The sequence below is a fragment of the Flavobacterium ponti genome (assembly GCF_042652765.1).
GTDB lineage: Bacteria > Bacteroidota > Bacteroidia > Flavobacteriales > Flavobacteriaceae > Flavobacterium > Flavobacterium ponti.
On record NZ_JBHSGW010000002.1, the window covers coordinates 369,450 to 387,174 of the forward strand.

Annotated in this window: 22 protein-coding genes; 9 read left to right on the forward strand and 13 right to left on the reverse strand. The window is 28.5% G+C overall.

Annotation, left to right across the window (positions count from 1 at the left end):
- Positions 1 to 4: 4 nt before the first annotated feature.
- Complete coding sequence (locus tag ACFO3U_RS04235) at positions 5 to 598, forward strand: hypothetical protein (protein WP_379738485.1); 594 nt, start codon at positions 5 to 7, stop codon at positions 596 to 598.
- A 64-nt stretch (positions 599 to 662) separates the two neighbouring features.
- Complete coding sequence (locus ACFO3U_RS04240) at positions 663 to 1,610, forward strand: tRNA dihydrouridine synthase (RefSeq protein WP_379738486.1); 948 nt, start codon at positions 663 to 665, stop codon at positions 1,608 to 1,610.
- A 55-nt stretch (positions 1,611 to 1,665) separates the two neighbouring features.
- On the opposite strand, the gene yaaA is transcribed toward ACFO3U_RS04240, so the two are convergent.
- The gene (gene yaaA / locus ACFO3U_RS04245) at positions 1,666 to 2,424 is read right to left on the reverse strand and encodes a peroxide stress protein YaaA (protein ID WP_379738487.1); all 759 of its coding nucleotides are present in this window, start codon (positions 2,422 to 2,424) and stop codon (positions 1,666 to 1,668) included.
- 450 nt (positions 2,425 to 2,874) lie between these two features.
- Here yaaA and ACFO3U_RS04250 point away from each other — a divergent pair, with 450 nt between their 5' ends.
- Positions 2,875 to 3,138, forward strand: a complete 264-nt coding sequence (locus ACFO3U_RS04250) for a hypothetical protein (RefSeq protein ID WP_379738488.1) — start codon at positions 2,875 to 2,877, stop codon at positions 3,136 to 3,138.
- A 45-nt stretch (positions 3,139 to 3,183) separates the two neighbouring features.
- Positions 3,184 to 4,362: an LETM1-related biofilm-associated protein gene (locus tag ACFO3U_RS04255; RefSeq protein WP_379738489.1), complete on the forward strand. Its 1,179-nt coding sequence runs from the start codon at positions 3,184 to 3,186 to the stop codon at positions 4,360 to 4,362.
- A gap of 72 nt (positions 4,363 to 4,434) precedes the next feature.
- On the opposite strand, the gene can is transcribed toward ACFO3U_RS04255, so the two are convergent.
- The 4 genes from can to ACFO3U_RS04275 form a co-directional block, all read right to left on the reverse strand.
- A complete protein-coding gene (gene can, locus ACFO3U_RS04260; protein ID WP_379738490.1) occupies positions 4,435 to 5,070 on the reverse strand; it encodes a carbonate dehydratase in 636 nt (211 codons plus the stop codon).
- 104 nt (positions 5,071 to 5,174) lie between these two features.
- Complete coding sequence (locus ACFO3U_RS04265) at positions 5,175 to 5,804, reverse strand: carbonic anhydrase family protein (protein ID WP_379738491.1); 630 nt, start codon at positions 5,802 to 5,804, stop codon at positions 5,175 to 5,177.
- Between the two features lie 12 nt (positions 5,805 to 5,816).
- Complete coding sequence (locus ACFO3U_RS04270; RefSeq protein WP_379738492.1) at positions 5,817 to 7,409, reverse strand: SulP family inorganic anion transporter; 1,593 nt, start codon at positions 7,407 to 7,409, stop codon at positions 5,817 to 5,819.
- A 58-nt stretch (positions 7,410 to 7,467) separates the two neighbouring features.
- The gene (locus tag ACFO3U_RS04275; RefSeq protein ID WP_379738493.1) at positions 7,468 to 7,755 is read right to left on the reverse strand and encodes a hypothetical protein; all 288 of its coding nucleotides are present in this window, start codon (positions 7,753 to 7,755) and stop codon (positions 7,468 to 7,470) included.
- A gap of 137 nt (positions 7,756 to 7,892) precedes the next feature.
- On the opposite strand from ACFO3U_RS04275, the gene ACFO3U_RS04280 reads away from it, so the two are divergent.
- Positions 7,893 to 8,834, forward strand: a complete 942-nt coding sequence (locus ACFO3U_RS04280; RefSeq protein WP_379738494.1) for a LysR substrate-binding domain-containing protein — start codon at positions 7,893 to 7,895, stop codon at positions 8,832 to 8,834.
- Positions 8,835 to 8,869: 35 nt separating this feature from the next.
- On the opposite strand, the gene ACFO3U_RS04285 is transcribed toward ACFO3U_RS04280, so the two are convergent.
- The 4 genes from ACFO3U_RS04285 to ACFO3U_RS04300 form a co-directional block, all read right to left on the reverse strand.
- Entirely contained in the window at positions 8,870 to 9,064 is a 195-nt protein-coding gene (locus ACFO3U_RS04285) for a hypothetical protein (RefSeq protein ID WP_379738495.1), read from the reverse strand.
- A gap of 167 nt (positions 9,065 to 9,231) precedes the next feature.
- Complete coding sequence (gene mnmC2, locus ACFO3U_RS04290; protein ID WP_379738496.1) at positions 9,232 to 9,894, reverse strand: tRNA (5-methylaminomethyl-2-thiouridine)(34)-methyltransferase MnmC2; 663 nt, start codon at positions 9,892 to 9,894, stop codon at positions 9,232 to 9,234.
- Between the two features lie 4 nt (positions 9,895 to 9,898).
- Entirely contained in the window at positions 9,899 to 10,336 is a 438-nt protein-coding gene (locus ACFO3U_RS04295; RefSeq protein ID WP_379738497.1) for a hypothetical protein, read from the reverse strand.
- Positions 10,337 to 10,359: 23 nt separating this feature from the next.
- A complete protein-coding gene (locus ACFO3U_RS04300; RefSeq protein ID WP_379738498.1) occupies positions 10,360 to 10,857 on the reverse strand; it encodes a DUF4920 domain-containing protein in 498 nt (165 codons plus the stop codon).
- A 166-nt stretch (positions 10,858 to 11,023) separates the two neighbouring features.
- Here ACFO3U_RS04300 and ACFO3U_RS04305 point away from each other — a divergent pair, with 166 nt between their 5' ends.
- Positions 11,024 to 12,091 (forward strand): branched-chain amino acid aminotransferase, encoded by a 1,068-nt coding sequence (locus tag ACFO3U_RS04305; protein WP_379738499.1) that lies wholly within the window; start codon positions 11,024 to 11,026, stop codon positions 12,089 to 12,091.
- A 76-nt stretch (positions 12,092 to 12,167) separates the two neighbouring features.
- On the opposite strand, the gene ACFO3U_RS04310 is transcribed toward ACFO3U_RS04305, so the two are convergent.
- Positions 12,168 to 12,551 carry a pyrophosphohydrolase domain-containing protein gene (locus ACFO3U_RS04310; RefSeq protein WP_379738500.1) on the reverse strand — a complete coding sequence of 128 codons (384 nt, stop codon included), beginning with the start codon at positions 12,549 to 12,551 and terminating at the stop codon, positions 12,168 to 12,170.
- Positions 12,552 to 12,866: 315 nt separating this feature from the next.
- Here ACFO3U_RS04310 and ACFO3U_RS04315 point away from each other — a divergent pair, with 315 nt between their 5' ends.
- On the forward strand, positions 12,867 to 13,943 hold the full coding sequence (locus ACFO3U_RS04315; protein ID WP_379738501.1) for a GyrI-like domain-containing protein: 1,077 nt from the start codon (positions 12,867 to 12,869) through the stop codon (positions 13,941 to 13,943).
- Positions 13,944 to 13,979: 36 nt separating this feature from the next.
- Here ACFO3U_RS04315 and ACFO3U_RS04320 read toward each other — a convergent pair whose 3' ends face one another.
- From ACFO3U_RS04320 to ACFO3U_RS04330, 3 genes are read right to left on the reverse strand one after another with little or no spacing between them, the layout of a single operon-like run.
- Positions 13,980 to 14,696 (reverse strand): tRNA threonylcarbamoyladenosine dehydratase, encoded by a 717-nt coding sequence (locus ACFO3U_RS04320; protein ID WP_379738502.1) that lies wholly within the window; start codon positions 14,694 to 14,696, stop codon positions 13,980 to 13,982.
- Between the two features lie 27 nt (positions 14,697 to 14,723).
- On the reverse strand, positions 14,724 to 15,380 hold the full coding sequence (locus ACFO3U_RS04325) for a TatD family hydrolase (RefSeq protein WP_379738503.1): 657 nt from the start codon (positions 15,378 to 15,380) through the stop codon (positions 14,724 to 14,726).
- On the reverse strand, positions 15,380 to 15,976 hold the full coding sequence (locus ACFO3U_RS04330; protein ID WP_379738504.1) for a DUF1684 domain-containing protein: 597 nt from the start codon (positions 15,974 to 15,976) through the stop codon (positions 15,380 to 15,382). The genes ACFO3U_RS04325 and ACFO3U_RS04330 overlap by 1 nt, the downstream gene beginning before the upstream one ends.
- A gap of 80 nt (positions 15,977 to 16,056) precedes the next feature.
- Here ACFO3U_RS04330 and ACFO3U_RS04335 point away from each other — a divergent pair, with 80 nt between their 5' ends.
- Together ACFO3U_RS04335 and ACFO3U_RS04340 are read left to right on the forward strand one after the other, a co-directional pair.
- Positions 16,057 to 17,295: an MDR family MFS transporter gene (locus tag ACFO3U_RS04335; protein WP_379738505.1), complete on the forward strand. Its 1,239-nt coding sequence runs from the start codon at positions 16,057 to 16,059 to the stop codon at positions 17,293 to 17,295.
- Between the two features lie 69 nt (positions 17,296 to 17,364).
- Positions 17,365 to 17,721 carry a BlaI/MecI/CopY family transcriptional regulator gene (locus ACFO3U_RS04340; protein ID WP_379738506.1) on the forward strand — a complete coding sequence of 119 codons (357 nt, stop codon included), beginning with the start codon at positions 17,365 to 17,367 and terminating at the stop codon, positions 17,719 to 17,721.
- The last annotated feature ends 4 nt before the right edge of the window (positions 17,722 to 17,725 follow it).

Below are 17,725 nucleotides of genomic sequence, written 5' to 3' on the forward strand. Positions count from 1 at the left end.
TTTTATGATAAAAACAAAATTTACAATCTTCTTTCTGGTTTTATTCTATTTAGGTTTTTCGCAGGATCAAGAAGCAACAATCTTTTTTAAAGATGGTGATTCCCTTCAAGGTTTTGCTATGATTAAAAATGAAAAAATAAAATTTAGACTTTCATTAGAAGATAAACCAGATACTTGGGACGAAGAAAGTGTTTCCAAAGTTGAGTTTTATGGTTTCAATATCATAAAAACGTATGTTTATATGAAACCTAACAAATATGAAAAAATGCGTCTGTTTGAACTTTTAGTTGATGGTGAAGTATCATTATATCTTGAAGGTTTCTCACATTTTGTTACTACTTCACCAAACAATCCTGGAAGTTCACAAATCGTAGATAAAATATACAACTATGTAAAACGTAAAACTGATGAATTCCCAACTTGCATTAATTGTTATCCTTTAGAAAGTTGGAAAAAGAAAACTTTAGTCTTTTTTAAAGATTGTCCTAATCTCATAAAAAAAATAAAAAATAATGAATTAAGAGAAATTCATTTAGTAGATATCGTCTATTTTTATAATGATTATTGTACCGATGAAGAAGAAATTTTAGAAGATTAAAATTGATTTTTGAACTTGATATTGTCATTGACTTTTCCCTTATCTTTGCCTTTCAATTTTGAACATGAGTCCTACCCTACTTTCATCACCTTTGCAAGGTTTTACCGATTTCCGATTTAGAAATGCATTTCACAAGTATTTTGGTGGTATTGATACTTTTTATGCTCCTTATATTCGTTTGGATGGAAAGTTGGTGATTAAAAATTCGTACCAACGCGATTTGCAATTGGAAAACAACAACACTTTAGAGTTGATTCCACAAGTGATGACCAATGATGCTGAAGAATTTTTGTTTGTGGTGAAATACATTCAAGAATTGGGTTACAATGAACTGAATTGGAATTTAGGTTGTCCATATCCTATGGTGACCAAAAAAGGAATGGGTTCTGGTTTAATTTGTGAACCTACAAAAATTGACCATATTTTAAATCGTGTACACAATGAAACGGATGTAATTGTTTCCATGAAAATGCGAATGGGTTACGAACATCCAGAAGAAATTTTAGATGTTTTTCCGATTTTGGACAACTATCCTTTGAAGAATATTGCTATTCATGCTCGAATTGGCAAGCAATTGTATAAAGGTGGTGTCAATTTAGAAGCTTTTCAACGTTGTACCGAAAACACCAAGCATAAATTATATTACAACGGTGATATTACTTCTGTAGCCAAGTACAAAGAAATGCAAGAACGTTTTCCTAGCATTGATCATTTTATGATTGGTCGTGGTTTAATTGCTGATCCTTTTTTACCAAGCATGATTAAAAGCAACACCACAGAATACCCAAAAGACAGATGGAAAATTTTCAACGAATTCCACGACACCATTTACCAAGAATACGATGCTGCTCTTTCTGGACCAACTCCTATAAAAATGAAAATGTTAGGTTTTTGGGAGTACTTTTCAACTTCGTTTTCCAACCCACAAAAGACGTTTAAAAAGATTAAAAAAGCCCAAAGCCCTAAAGCCTACCAAGAAGCTGTGAAAGAGATTTTTAATGGTGAGAAGTAGTTTGAAAATCTATTAAATTTTTATTAATATAACTATTGATACTATTAAAAAATAATTACCTAGTAAAAACCAAAGTATTTCCTTTACTCAAATTTGCATCAAAAGCGTAACCTTCATAATTGAACCCTTTTAAATCTTCAATGGTTTCTGCATTGTTGTCAATGATGTAACGAACCATTAAACCTCTTGCTTTTTTGGCAAAGAAACTAATCATTTTTAGTTTTCCGTCTTTGTAATCTTTGAATTCTGGAGTGATTACAGGGACTTTTAAGGTTTTGGTATCCACAGCACTAAAATATTCGTTACTCGCTAAATTCAGGAATAATTCATCTTTTTTTAGTTCGTCGTTTAAGGTTTTTGTGATTGTTTTTTTCCAAAATTCGTATAAGTTTTTTTTGGTCCCTATTTTTATCGAAGTTCCCATTTCCAAACGATAAGCTTGCATCAAATCCAAAGGTTTCAACAAACCATACAAACCTGAAAGAATTCGCAATTTATCTTGTAAATCATCCAATTTTTCTGTTGGAATTGTATAAGCATCCAATCCAGTATAAACATCACCATCAAAAGCAAAAATAGCTGGTCGAGCATTTTCTGGAGTAAAAGGAGTTTCCCAAACTTGGTTGCGTTCCCAATTTAAATCGGCCAACTTTTCAGAAATAGACATTAAATCCATTAACTGTTTTGGCTTCTTCTTTTTTAAGGTTTTTTGAATGGTATTGGCTTGTTTTAGAAACTGTGCTTCAGTATGCTTTTTAGTTGGCAATTCTCTTTCAAAATTTAATGACTTAGCTGGAGATATAACGATTTTCATAGATTTATTTTATTGAATTCAAATTTACAAATTCATTTCATAAAATCATATACGATAAAATGGATTGTTGCGATTTTGGTATAAGGGAAATTTATCGTTTTTGTACTATATTGTTACTCGAAGTTTTCTTCAACTATATTGAAAAAATATTATATTTGGATTAAAGTAAAATTGTAAATGGAAATAATTCTAGATAGTCAACTTGAATTCAGGCAAAGAAAAAATTTATTAATATTAAATATTTCCTTATTACTTATTTTTTTCGGATTTTTTAATCTTGAAATTAGTCCAATATTTATATTATTTCAATCAATATTTGGTTTTATTTTAATATTTTTATTTTCACTGTTGTTTTTAAGAAAAGGATTGTCTGTTAAAAATACTGATTTATTTTATTGCTATTTCTTATTTAAATTTAAAGTTTTTCAAAAGAAAATAAATTTAGAAAACTTGACTATTTTTTCAACTTTAAAATTTAATAAAAGTCCTAATTATGCATATTTCATTGGAATATACCCTATTCCTACAAGAAATATTGATCAATCAATGCGATACTCTTATAAGTCTTTTGAAATTAATTTATTAAATGAAAATCACACATACAAAAAGAAAATAATCGTATTACAAAGTGAAGAATTTAATGAATTAGCAATAAACTTTATTAAAGAAAATTTAAAGTTTAAATATGAAAAATATAGTCCAAACTTTAATTAATATGTAACAACTACTTTTCATACCTTTGCATTTTACAAAAACACCATGATTAACCCATCAGCAAACGGTTGGATAAATAAGTTTTTCTCAGAAAACAAATCGAATTATAACAATTATAATAACGATTTGCTGGCTTTTTATCATGATGTAAGAACTTCTGGTTTTATTTATGGTCACGTTATTAGAATTAATCTTATCAACCCAATAGATACAAAAGATCTATCAAGTGATGAGATTACGAAATTAGCCTTATTGAATTCGCTTTTTTCTATTTTTAAGATTATTACAAAGTCTGATGATGAAAAAGATTTTGTGGAAAAAGCGATTGATTTTTATACATTTCTCCACCAAAAAGGAAATTTGTTGTTTTTAAAATCCAAACCTAATTTGGAAGAATGTATCGCAACAAGAATTCAAACTAATGAGAATATTTTTGCTCGTAATTTTTCGCATATTATTACGAATGCTTTGTTGTTCATGGATATTTTAGCCTTCAAAAAGTATTTAGAGACTTTTGAAAATCCGGTTAATTATTTAAAAAAGGTTGAAGAAAGTACGATTGTTTTGGTTTCCAATGCTTTGTCTGTAAAGGAAAATCCATCGCAATATGACAATTTGTTGGTAAAGCTTTTTGAAAACTCATTACGTTATACCAAATTCTACAGAAAACAATTAGAAGTTACAGATTTTGAACAATTTGAAAAATATGATTCAATTTTAGAAAAGCTTTATTTATTAGATTTAGCTACAATGGCTATGTGGAGCGATGATGAATTGACAACCATTGAAAAGGATTATTTGCATACACTTTGTGCTGAATTGAAAATTTCAGAAAGTGAATATGTAATTAGTTTGCAAAATATCGATTCATACATTAAACAATATAGAAACGAAATTCCATATTTTAATTATTCGAATCCTGTTAAGCATTTTTACGAACAATCTAATAAAACAGTAACAAAACTAATTACTAGAAACGGAAAACGCTTAACCAAAGAAATTAGAGAAAGTAAGGAATTGGTTCGTCTTTTAGCCAAATCAACTACAACTGATTTAGACAAAGAAGAAAAAAAGAAAGTAAAAAAACAGTTGTTGGATATATGTAAATCTATACCTTCATTAACTATCTTTTTACTTCCTGGAGGAGGAATATTGTTACCTATTTTGATAAAATATATTCCACAATTATTACCTTCTGCTTTTAATGAGAATTTGGAAGAGTAGTTTTTGGGTTATGGGTTATGAAAAAAACAAATTCTTACCTATTAACTTTTACCAATAACCTTTTACCAAAAATTAAAACTTCAATTGATACACATCATCTAATTCTTCATCGGAACTAAAGTTTACACCTAAATCGGTTACATATCCAGAATTTAGACCATAAACCCAACCGTGAATACTCAACTCTTGACCATTTTTCCAGGCAGATTGAACGATTGATGTTTTGGCTAAGTCAAACACTTGTTCTTTCACATTTATCTCAACAAACTTATTAAAACGTTCGTTTTTATCAGAAATTGAATCTAATTCGTTTTGATGTAAACGATAAATATCTTTGATATGTCTTATCCAATTATCTATAATTCCAATTGAACTATTACCCATTGCAGCTTTAACACCACCACAACCATAATGTCCACAAACAATTACATGTTTAACTTTTAAAGCATTCACTGCATAGTCTAAAACACTTAACATATTCATATCAGAATGGATGACCATGTTTGCAATATTTCTGTGTACAAAGACTTCACCCGGTTCTGCTCCTATTATTTCATTAGCAGGAACACGACTATCAGAACATCCAATCCACAAAAGTGGTGGTTTTTGACCCTCTGCTAAATTGTTGAAATAATCTGGGTTAATTTGAAGTTTTTCTTCTACCCATTTTTTATTATTATCTAGTATTTTTTTATAGAACTCGCTCATATGTTGTGTAATTTCTAATCAAATATATAACAAAAAGGCAATATTAAACTAATGATTAATACTGCCTTTGCTATTTTAATTTTATTTTTAAGTTCAGATACGTTTTATTCAAAAAAAGTAACAGCTCCTGTATTGATATCATACATTGCTCCTACAATTTTAATTTCACCATTATTTTCCATTTCAGCTAAAATTGGACTTTCTGCATGAATTCTATCAATTGTTAATTGAACGTTTATTTTTGCAACTTCATCTACAAATTCACTATTTTTTGAATTTCTTTCTGAAGCATCTTTTGGTTCTTTTACTGCATTAACGGCTGGAGTAATTTTTTCAATTAATTTAGTCAAATTACCCATTTTTGCACCATCACAAGCTCCTTTAACGGCTCCACAAGCTGTGTGTCCTAAAACTACAATTAATTTTGTTCCTGCTAATTTACAAGCAAATTCCATACTTCCTAAAATGTCTTCGTTTACAAAGTTACCTGCTATTCTAACGCTAAAAATATCTCCTAAACCTTGATCAAAAACCAATTCTGCAGAAACTCTTGAATCAATACAACTCAATATTGTTGCAAATGGAAATTGTCCATCACTTGTATCATTTACTTGTTCTAATAGATTTCTATTGGCTTTTAAATTATTTTGAAATCTTTGGTTTCCTTCTTTTAAAAATTGTAATGACTTTTGTGGTGTCATTGTAGCTTGAGATTCTCTTGTATGTGCTTTCATCTAAAGTTTCTATTATTTTGTAAATTGTTCTTGTATCGGTCTTAATTGAAAAAATTCTATATAACTTGGAGGATTTTCTATTATACCTCTCTCTGAAATTAGTTTTATATTAATATTGCGTGCTTTAGCTTTATAAGCAAAATCATCTAAAATTTCTATAATATCATAATCCAAATATCTTGTTTTTCTAACATCTAATTCCAAATAAGTATCGTTTGGAATTCCTTCTAATTCTTTTAAAATAGCTCCTTTATTAAAAAATGTTACTTCTTCAGCTAACGTCATTTTTATCGTATTATTTCCATTGCTTATATCTTCTTTATTTAAGAAATGTGAATTTTGGTAACTTTTTATTAAAATGATAATTATACCAATCACTAAACCTAAAGCAATTCCTTTCAATAAATCTGTAAATATAATTCCTAAAACTGTAACTATGAAAGGTAAATATTGTTTCCAGCCTAATAAATACATTTTTTTGAACAAAGATGGTTTTGCTAACTTATATCCTACAACTAATAAAATAGCAGCTAAAACAGACAAAGGTATCATGTTTAATAAATTTGGAATAATAATTACCGAAATTAAAAGCAACAAACCATGAATAATTGCTGATAATTTTGTTTTTCCACCCGATTGAATGTTTGCTGAACTTCTAACAATTACTTGAGTGATTGGTAATCCACCTATCAAACCTGAAATTACGTTTCCTGTTCCTTGAGCAAATAACTCTCTATTAGTTGGTGTAACATTTTTATCTGGATCTAATTTATCAGTAGCTTCTACACATAAAAGCGTCTCCAAACTAGCGACTAAAGCAATTGTAAATGCAACAACCCAAACATCAAAATTTGTAATTGCTCCAAAATTTGGAAAACTAAATTGTCCAATAAAAGAATTAAAACTATCTGGAACTGGAACACTAACTAAATGTGATTTTGCGATTCCTAATGTTGTATCATCTTTTGTAATTTGATAAAAAATTATTCCAAAAACTACAGCAACCAATGGTCCTTGAATTATTGAAAATATTTTTCCTTTTTTTGATAACACTCTATCCCAAAGCAATAAAATTCCTAAACCAATTAGTCCCATTATAAAAGAACCAAGAATAATATTATCTGAGATATGTACAATAGCTGAGAACGTATTTTCTCCTGATTTTTCTATAAAACTATCAGCTCCTTCTGCTTCAGAATCATATCCAAAAAAGTGAGGAATTTGTTTTAGAATAATGATAATTCCAATACCAGTTAGCATTCCTTTTATTACTGATGAAGGAAAATAATATCCAATAATTCCAGCTTTTAGTATTCCAAAAACTATTTGAATTAATCCTCCTAATACTACAGCTAATAAAAAATTCTGGTAACCACCTAAACTACCAATTGCCGTTAATACAATTGCTGCTAAACCAGCTGCTGGACCACTGACACCTAATTTTGAGCCACTTAAACTTCCTACTACAACTCCTCCTACAATACCTGCAATTAAACCTGAAAATAATGGTGCACCACTAGCTAAAGCAATACCAAGACATAATGGCAATGCAACGAAAAACACGACTACACTTGCTGGTAAGTCATTTTTTAATGTTTTAAACATAAATGAGTTTTTGAATTAAATAAATTTTTAATTTCTTCAAGATGAAGCTTTTGAAAACTTATATTAATTCTGGAGGTTGAAGAAAAACATTAGGTTTCAAAGAGTTGACTTTTCTATCATTTAAAACAGAATATTTTACCTTTTGATTCCCTTCAAAATCAATTATAATAGGAATTGAATAAATCACAGGAATAGATTTAATTTCATTGAATGAAGAATGACTTTCTTCTTCGCTCATGTTGAAAAAGTAAGAAGTATCTACCGATTTGTCTATAGCAGACACAATTGTTGGTGTTGCTAAAAACAAAACAAAAATAAGTAATACTATTTGCGAAAACCATTTCATTTTACAAATATACTTTATTTCTTAAAGAAAAAAATCTCTTAGTTGCAAATAAAAAAAATAAATTTAGTTATAATTTAACACAACTCAATATAAATATAATTGATAGTTTTTATATTTTTATCGAAAATAACTATTCAATGACAATTACACAATTATATTATGTTTTAGCTGTTGCAGAACATAAAAATTTTACTCTTGCTGCCGAAAAATGTTTTGTAACTCAACCTACTTTGAGTATGCAAATTCAAAAATTAGAAGATGAATTAAAAATACAAATTTTTGATAGAACTAAAAAACCTATCCAATTGACCGAAATTGGAGAAAAAATAGTTAATCAAGCTAAAAATATCGTAAACGAAGCTGGGAGAATTACTGATATTGTTGAACAACAAAAAGGATATATTGGTGGAGAATTTAAAATTGGAATAATCCCTACAGTAATGCCTACACTTTTACCTATGTTTTTAGGTAATTTTATTAAAAAATATCCAAAAGTTAATCTGATTATTGAAGAACATACAACCGAAGAAATAATAAAAAGATTAAAAAATGGTCATTTGGATTGTGCCATTGCTGCAACTCCTTTAGAAGAAGAAAACTTAAAAGAAATTGTTTTATACTATGAGCCTTTTGTAGCCTACATACCTGAGGGAAATTCAAGCTCTGAAAAAACAGAAATTGAAATAAGTGATTTAGATATTGAGAATATACTTTTACTTCAAGATGGACATTGTTTTAGGGACGGAATTTTAAATTTATGCAAAAACAATAAGTACTTGAACGAAAATCATTTTCAAATTGAAAGTGGCAGTTTTGAAACGTTGATAAAATTAGCTGATGAAGGTTTAGGAACTACTTTATTACCTTATCTTCATACTTTAGATTTAAATGAAAAGAATAAAAGCAAATTAAAGCATTTTAAAAATCCAAAACCTGCTCGAGAAGTAAGTTTAATTTACCCAAAAAACGAGTTAAAAATACATATAATTGATGCTTTAAGAGCTGTTATTTCAGGAGTCGTTAGAGGTGCAATAGCCTTTAGCGATGTAGAAATCATCAGCCCAAAAAAGCAAGCATAAAAAAAGGTACGTGTAAAAACGTACCTTTTATATTTTTATTCTATCAGTATTAAACATTGTCTCAATTCAGGTTTTTCTATTGTGAACTGCATTACCCAATCTTTTAATTGTTCTATTTCATAAGGAAGAAGCACTTTCAAAGCCTTTTCAAATTCTTTATAAAATAGTATTGGGTCAAAACTTACTCGCTCTAAAATTGACTTCGTATACGTAAACATTCTTGTGGGCATGATACAAAAATTAAGCGTTATTATTTATATGGAACGTGCGGTAAATTTAATAAATAAACCATTACTATAACGTTTTCGTTTGTGAAATTATTGTTATAATTATCATAAATTTTTTAATTTGTTGTGTTTCAAATTGTTAAAAATATAAAGAATCAAAAATTACTTTATTATTCTTTAACAGCTCTTAGCATTTCCCTTTTTCCGGGTGCTCCAGGCAATTTTTCAACTTTAAAACCAGCTTCAATCATTGCCTTTTTAATAACTGTTCTACAAGCATAAGTAACCAAAATTCCCTTTGGCAGTAAGGCTTTGTACATGGTTTTAAAAATTGCATCAGACCACAATTCAGGTTGCACATCAAATCCGAAAGCATCAAAGTAAATAAGATTATATTTATCTAAATCACTAATAGCTTCAAACTTTTGTTGTCTTTTAGTTAAATTAAAGTTAGGTTCAATTGTATTCTCAACTTCCCAATTGCTTTGATGAAGTAAATCAAACACATTTTGTTGTTCGATAGCGTTCAATTCGGAAACGTAATTAAGGTTTGAAACAATATCTAATTCAACAGGATAAGCTTCTACTCCAACATAATTAATCTGTTGATTTGTTTTTTGAGCTTCTAAAAAAGTAATGAAAGCATTTAAACCTGTTCCAAAACCAATTTCTAAAATAGAAACGGACTTGTCATTTATTAATGAAAGTCCGTTTTTTATAAATACATGTTTTGCTTCTTGAATAGCTCCAAACCGAGAATGATAGGTTTCATTCATTTCTGGCAAAAAAATAGAAGATGAACCGTCTTTTGTAAGGATTATTTCTCTTTTCAATTTATTATTCTATGTATAATTTTTTAATTCTAGGAATTGGACCACTACATTTTTGTTGATGACAAGAAATGCAAGCATCTACTCCATCGTTAAAATGTTTTTTAGCATTTGTTGGATCATTGTAGATTAGCTCTTGTGCTTCAATAAATTTTTTAGCTTGTTCATCAAAAAACGCATCTTTGTCTTTTTCATCTGTCATAACTGACTCATGAATTTTTAGAAAATGCTGAGGAAATTTACCGATACTATCTCCATTTATTATTTTATCTTTAATGCGTTGATTGTCCACATACATTTGTTCCATAAGAGCTGCCATTTCTGACATTTCATACATTTCGAAGTTTTCTTCGTTATTTACTGCTTCTGATGATTTAGCTTCTTTGTCTTCATTTTTACATGAAATAAAACATACAACTAAAAAAAGATAAAATAAATTTTTCATTTTTGAATGAGTTAGAGCTAAAATTATTTTTTGATTAAAACACCATCAGCCATGAATAAATATTTTTTCTTTGGCTCAGTAATACTATCAATTGCTTCTTGAGATTTTCCAGCATCTTGTGCGTAATGTTTTAAATCAGCTACACTTTCTTCACTTACATATGCTTTTCCACTAACAACGACTTCTTTATTTTCAGCATTCATTGGTACAAAAAACTCATAATCTTTAAACTTTACAAAAGTTTCTTTGTCATCAGCTAAAGCTACATTCATCCAGCAACCTTTCTTTTGACATATATCTTTAATTGTAGAACTAAACTTCAAATTGACTGTATCTCCTTCTTTTAAGTCTCCAAATTTAGAAGTCATTTCTTCATAATTCAAAGCACCATCAGCACTAATTGAATCTCCAAACACACTATATTCAACTTGTGGTTCTACTACTGCTAATTCTGAATCTGATTCTTTTTTACAACTAACTAATAGTGATAAAATGGCTGATGCCAAAACTAATTTTTTCATCTTTATAATTTTAATTTATCACAAAAATAGAGACTTTTGTTTAAAAGACGAACTATTGTTAATAATATTATTTACATATTTTACAGAAATCTTAATAAAAACCCATTCTTATTTTTAAATTTGCAAAAATTGAAGTGAATTTCAATTTATAATAAAAACAATTAAAATGACATCAAATACCCTAAATGAGATTGAAATTATAAAATCATCAACTTCTAAAATTGATTCAGTTGATTTTCAAAATTTAACTTTTGGAAATGTATTTACCGATCATATGTTAGTTTGTGATTATAAAAATGGACAATGGGAAAAACCAGTAATTAAACCTTATGCACCTTTTTTGATGGAACCATCTGCAAAAGTTTTTCATTACGGACAGGCAATTTTTGAAGGAATGAAAGCCTACAAAGATAAAAATGATGATATTTGGTTGTTTAGACCAGACCAAAACTTTGAGCGTTTTAATAAAAGTGCCACAAGAATGGCAATGCCTGAAGTTCCTGAATTTGTGTTCATGGAAGGTTTAAAACAATTGATTAATTTAGAAAAAGACTGGGTACAAAAAGGACTTGGCAACTCATTATATTTAAGACCTTTTATGATTGCAACTGGTCCTGGTGTAATTGCTGCTCCATCACAACAATATAGATTTATGATTATTTTATCTCCAGCTAAATCGTATTATTCTGGTGAAGTTAAAGTAATTATTGCTGAACATTTTAGTAGAGCTGCAAATGGTGGAATTGGTGCTGCAAAAGCGGCTGGAAATTATTCAGCTCAATTTTATCCAACGAAATTAGCTAACGAAAAAGGATTCCAACAAATCATTTGGACAGATGATGCTACTCATACCAAATTAGAAGAAGCTGGAACTATGAATGTTTTCTTTAGAATTAACGATACCTTATATACAGCACCAACAAGTGAAAGAATTTTAGATGGTGTAACTCGTAAAAGCGTAATAGATATCGCAAAAAGAGACAATTTAAATATTGAGGTTCGTTCGGTTTTAGTTGATGAATTAGTTGAAGCTGCTAAAAATGGTTCACTGAAAGAAATTTTTGGAGCAGGAACGGCAGCAGTAATTAGTCCGATTTCAGGATTTTCATATAAAGAGGAATATTTTGAATTACCTAAATTAGAAAACTCATTTGCAATGCATATCAAACAAACACTTACTAATATTCAGAATAAACTTGCTGAAGATACTTTTGGATGGACAGTTAAGATATAGTTGACAGTGTTCAAGATTATAAAAAAGCGATTTTCAAATTGAAAATCGCTTTTTTATTTATTCTATTTTCTTAAAACTACTTTAAAATAGTTTCAAAATCTGGTTTAAAATAATTTGGTCCTTTCATCACTTTTCCATCTTCTCTGTAAATTGGTTTGCCATCATGATTTAGCTTACTCATGTTACTTCTCTGAATTTCTTCAAAAACTTCCTCAATTTTGTGTTGCAAACCATGTTCTAAAATAGTTCCACATAAAATATACAACATATCACCAAGAGCATCTGCTGTTTCGGTTAAATCATTATTTTGAACCGCTTCTAAGTATTCTTCATTTTCTTCTTTCATTAGGTTAAAACGCAATTCATTTTTGTTTTTTCCTAAATCAGCTTTCATTTCATTGGAAACTCCTAATCCAAAAGAGGTATGAAATTCAGCAACAGCTTCTAATTGTCTTTTCATCTGTAAAATATATTTGATTTTGTTACTGCAAATTATATTTTTTAGCGCTATAATAACTATTTTTGCATCAAAATTTATCAGTATGTTTTCAACAGGTCAAATCTATTTTGCTCTATTTTTTGTAATTGCTTTTGTAACCACAATGATATTTGTTTACAAAAAAGATTTAAATCTTCATAAATTACATTACAATGGCAGTAGTAAATGGGTTTTAGTAGGATTTTTATCTTTTGTGGCAATTTTATTTGTTTTAAAATATTATTTGAAAAATAATTAATATATTTGATAAATATTAATTAATACAGTTGCTTTTTAATGAAAATACTGAAGTATCTCTTTTTACTTCTTCTCCTTTGTGGAATTGCCGGTTTTGTGTTCATTGCAACACAACCAGGTGAATATTCCATCACAAAAAGCAAAGAAATTAATGTTTCAAAAGAAGTTGTTTTTGATTTTGTAAATGACTATCAAAATTGGCATTTGTGGAATGTTAATATTGATTCCATTTCTTCTAAAGAATTATTTTCAGAGGATTCAAAAACATACACCATTGCGAATGAAAATGAATCAATTATTTATCAAACTGTAGCACAATTTAAATCTGATTCTATTGTCCAAAAATTAACGCAAGATAATCTTACTCATAATTTAATTTGGAAATTTACTTCTTCTCAAAAAGGAACATTAGTTTCTTGTGAAATGAAAGGTACCATGACTTTAAAACAAAAAGTTCTTTCTGTTTTACAAGGTGGTGCTAAAAATTATCTTGGTGATGAACTAGAAAAAAACTTGACTAATATAGAAAATTACTTATCTAATCAACTAAACAATTACAATATAAAAATAAATGGTTTAGTAACTAAAGAAGGAACTCTTTTTATTAAACAAATTGATAGTAGTTCTATTAAGTCTTTTAATTCTATCGCTAGAAGCCGAATTCCTAATCTTATAGATTTTGCTAAAGAAAACGGCATAAATTATACTGAAAACCCTTTCGTTTTATTTGATTATTGGGATACTAAAAACAATAAGACAAAATTCTCAATTTGTTTACCAGTAAAAGAAGAAATCATTACTTCAGAAGGAAGTGACGTTCTTGGTGGAGAATTATTTGAGTTTAGAGCTGTTAAAGTAACACTTATTGGTGATTATTCTCACATAAGAAAAGCTTGGGATGAAGCTTACAAATACATCGAAAAAAACAAATTAACAGAAGATACTAACGGAAGTTATATTGAATCATATATTATCAATGCTTCAAAAGAAAGTCAACCTTCAAAATGGGTTACAGAAATTTACATTCCTGTTAAATCAGAAGTAATTCCAAAAAAGACACCTACTACAAATGTTAGTGTTGAGCCAATTATTGAAGAAAATCAACCGATAGAATAAAAAATCCGAAGTTAATAAAAGCTTCGGATTTTTTTTTTATTTCCCTAACAAATGTCTCACAACCGTTTCAGCAGCTTGTAATCCAAACTGAGCTGGCATCCAACTATTTGTTCCATAAAATGATTTTTTGAAGTTGCTTCCATCAGTCATTTTTATACTTGTTGTATCTGGTGCTTCAATAGAGAAAACGGCTTTTACACCTTTATTAATATTAGCATTTTTAAGTCTTTTTCTAACATTTTTTGCTAATGGACAAACTTTTGTTTTACTAATATCTTTAACCATTACTTTGCTCGAATCATATTTTCCACCTGCTCCTAAACAACTTACTACTTTTACTTTTTTGCGTTTTGCAGCAATAATTAAATTTAGTTTTGGAGTTATACTATCGATGCAATCTAAAACATAATCAAATTCTGGAGTAACAATTTCTAAAGCCCTTTCTGGTGAAAGAAACTCTTCTACTTTATTTAAATTTAATTCAGGATTTATATCTAATAATCGGCTTGCAACAATTTCTACTTTAGGTTTTCCAACTGTTGAATGCAAAGCAGGTAATTGTCGATTAATATTAGTAATATCAACTGTATCACCATCAACAATTGTCATTTTTCCAATTCCTGCTCTAACTAAAAATTCAGCCGCAAAACTTCCTACACCACCTAATCCTACAACTAATATGTTAGAGTTTTGTAATTTATTTATTCCTTCTTCTTTGAAAAGTAATTCTGCTCTTTCTTGCCACTTTGCCATTTTATTTATGTTGAGTTGTTTGACTGTTTATTTGTTTAATTGATTGAAAATTTGATTGAAGTTCGTTTTTATAATATCTTTCAAATCTTCCATTTTTATATTTTTAATAGTGGATGCTTTTTGATATACATCGATAATTGTTTCTTCTATTGTATCTGTTTCGAGAAATAATCTATCATTTGGAACGTAATTAAAAACTTCTGACAATTCTGGATTTCGCAATAAATATTTCCCAAATGACAAATAAAATCCATTATCTAAAAGTGATTTAGCTACTTGTTTATTTTTGGAGAAACCGTGGATTATCATTGGATTTTCAATATGCATTTCCTTTTTAATTGAAATTACTTCCTGAAAAGAAGCCACACAATGCAAAATTATTGGTTTTATAGTATTCTGAACTATTTCAATTTGACTTTGAAAAACTGCTGTTTGTTTTTGAAAAGGAATATCAATTCTTTTATCCAAACCACATTCACCAAGAGCTAAACATTCATTTAGTTGTAGCTTTTGTTCAATTGATTTTAAATCTAAAGACAATCTGTTATCATCAATATACCAAGGATGAATTCCAATAGAATAATTTGGAATACTTTCATCAAATTCCCATGGATATTGATTCACCACTTCTAAAATGGAATCATCATTTGAATAAGAATGTGTATGTAAATTAATAAAATCCATTAATCATGAAACTTTTTTACACCAGCTTTTATCTCTACTGCTAATTCATTTTCTAAAGGAACAATTGGACAAGAATATTCAGGATTATAGGCACAATAAGGATTGTAAGCTTTATTAAAATCAATAATTACCTCATCAGATTTCGGAATTCTCATATCTAAAAAACGTCCACCACCATAAGTTTCGTTTCCATTAGTTTCATCCAAAAAAGGCAAGAAAAGATAATCTTTAAAGCCTTTTCGTTTTGACAAATCAATGTTTTTATAAACCGTTAAAACTAAATCTTTTGAATCTATTGTAAAATGCAATTCACCATATTTTATATACTTTGGCTTTCTTGCTGTTGTAGTTGGCATATCAAAAGGTTTTTGTTTTTTTAGCTTCACAAATTTTGCCTTTACAATATATTTTTCATCAATTGGAAAAAAATCTAATCTTTCAAAATGCAATCTATCTTCATTTGTCAATGGACTATGCAACGAATCAGCAAAAGAAAGATTTAATTCTTCTTGATATTCTTGGCTAGTTTGTACTGTTTCTTCCTGTGCAAAAAGATTTATGGTACATATTAAAAACAAATAGATGACTTTCTTCATTTCAAATTTTTTACAAAAATATATATTTTAAATTACATTCATTTCTTTTAGGCTTTTGTATTTTTGTACTTTCAAAAGATATGATACAAAACGCTTTCTATAAATACATTGATAATTTTAGAGGATTTTCTAGAGAAATTTGGATACTTACATTGGTTACTTTCATCAATCGTGCTGGAACAATGGTGTTGCCTTTTTTATCATTATACTTAAAAGAAGATTTACATTTTTCTTTAAATCAAATAAGTTGGGTATTAGTGAGTTTTGGTATAGGGTCAATGGTTGGTTCTTGGCTTGGTGGAAAATTATCAGATAAAATTGGATTCTATAAAATAATGATTTTCAGTTTATTTACTAGTGGATTGATGTTTTTTGGATTACAATATATAACTAGCTATTATCAATTACTCTTCGCAATTTTCCTGATAATGACAATAGCTGACATGTTCAGACCAGCCATGTTTGTCTCACTAGGAGCTTATGCAAAACCGGAAAATCGAACACGAGCCTTAACTTTAGTCAGATTAGCTATTAATTTAGGATTTGCAGCAGGACCAGCTTTAGGAGGTTTAATAATTCTATATATTGGCTATCAAGGATTGTTTTGGGTAGATGGTGCAACCTGTATTTTAGCAATAGTTGTTTTTGCATCATTAGTTAAAGAAAAAGCTAAATCACCCTATCTTGATAAAGAACATCCTGGAGAAGTTTTAAGAGCATCCGTTTTTAGAGATCACATCTTTTGGATTTTCTTATGCATGTGCTTGATTACAGGAATTTTATTTTTTCAATTATTCACTACAATTCCTATCTATCACAAAGATCATTTTGGTTTAACCGAATTTCAAACTGGATTATTACTTACATTAAATGGTGTTTTAGTTTTCTTTCTAGAAATGCCAATTGTTAGTTATATTGAAAAACACAATCTAAACCGATTAAAAATTGTTGTTTATGGTTGTTTTGCAATGGCAATAAGTATGTTTCTTATGTTGTTTAATTATTGGTCAGGAATTTTAATTATTATGATGCTATTCATGACATTTGGAGAAATGTTTGCTTTTCCTTTTGCAAATTCATTTGCTATGAGTCGAGCACCAAAAGGTCATGAAGGACGTTATATGGCTATTTTCTCTATGAGTTTCAGTTTAGCTCATATTGTAAGTGCTAAAATTGGAATGAAATTAATAGATACTTCGGGTTATCAAACCAATTGGTTTTTTATGGGGAGTTTAGGTTTAATAGGTGTTTTATGTGGTTATTATGCTCTAAAACTCTTGAAAAAAGAGCAAAAAAATTTACTAAAACTTAAAAAATAGTTAAACAACTATAAAAATAGTTGCGTAACTAAAAAAATAGTTATACGTTTGTATAACAAATTTTTAGTCATGCAAAAACTCACCAACAAAGAAGAAGAAATAATGCACATTTTATGGAACCTTAAAAAAGCGTTCGTAAAAGATGTATTAGCCGAAATTGTAGAAGATAAACCGCATTACAATACTTTATCTACAATAATTAGAAATTTAGAAGAAAAAGGATATGTTTCCTACACTGCTTATGGAAACACTCATCAGTACTACCCTATTATTTCAAAAGAAGCTTATCGAAAAGAATTTATGAATACAGCTATTGAAAATTATTTCAATAATTCGTATAAAAATATGGTTTCCTTTTTTGCTGAAGAACAGAAAATTTCGGCAAAAGAACTTCGTGAAATTTTAGACATAATCGAAAAAAAATAAGCTT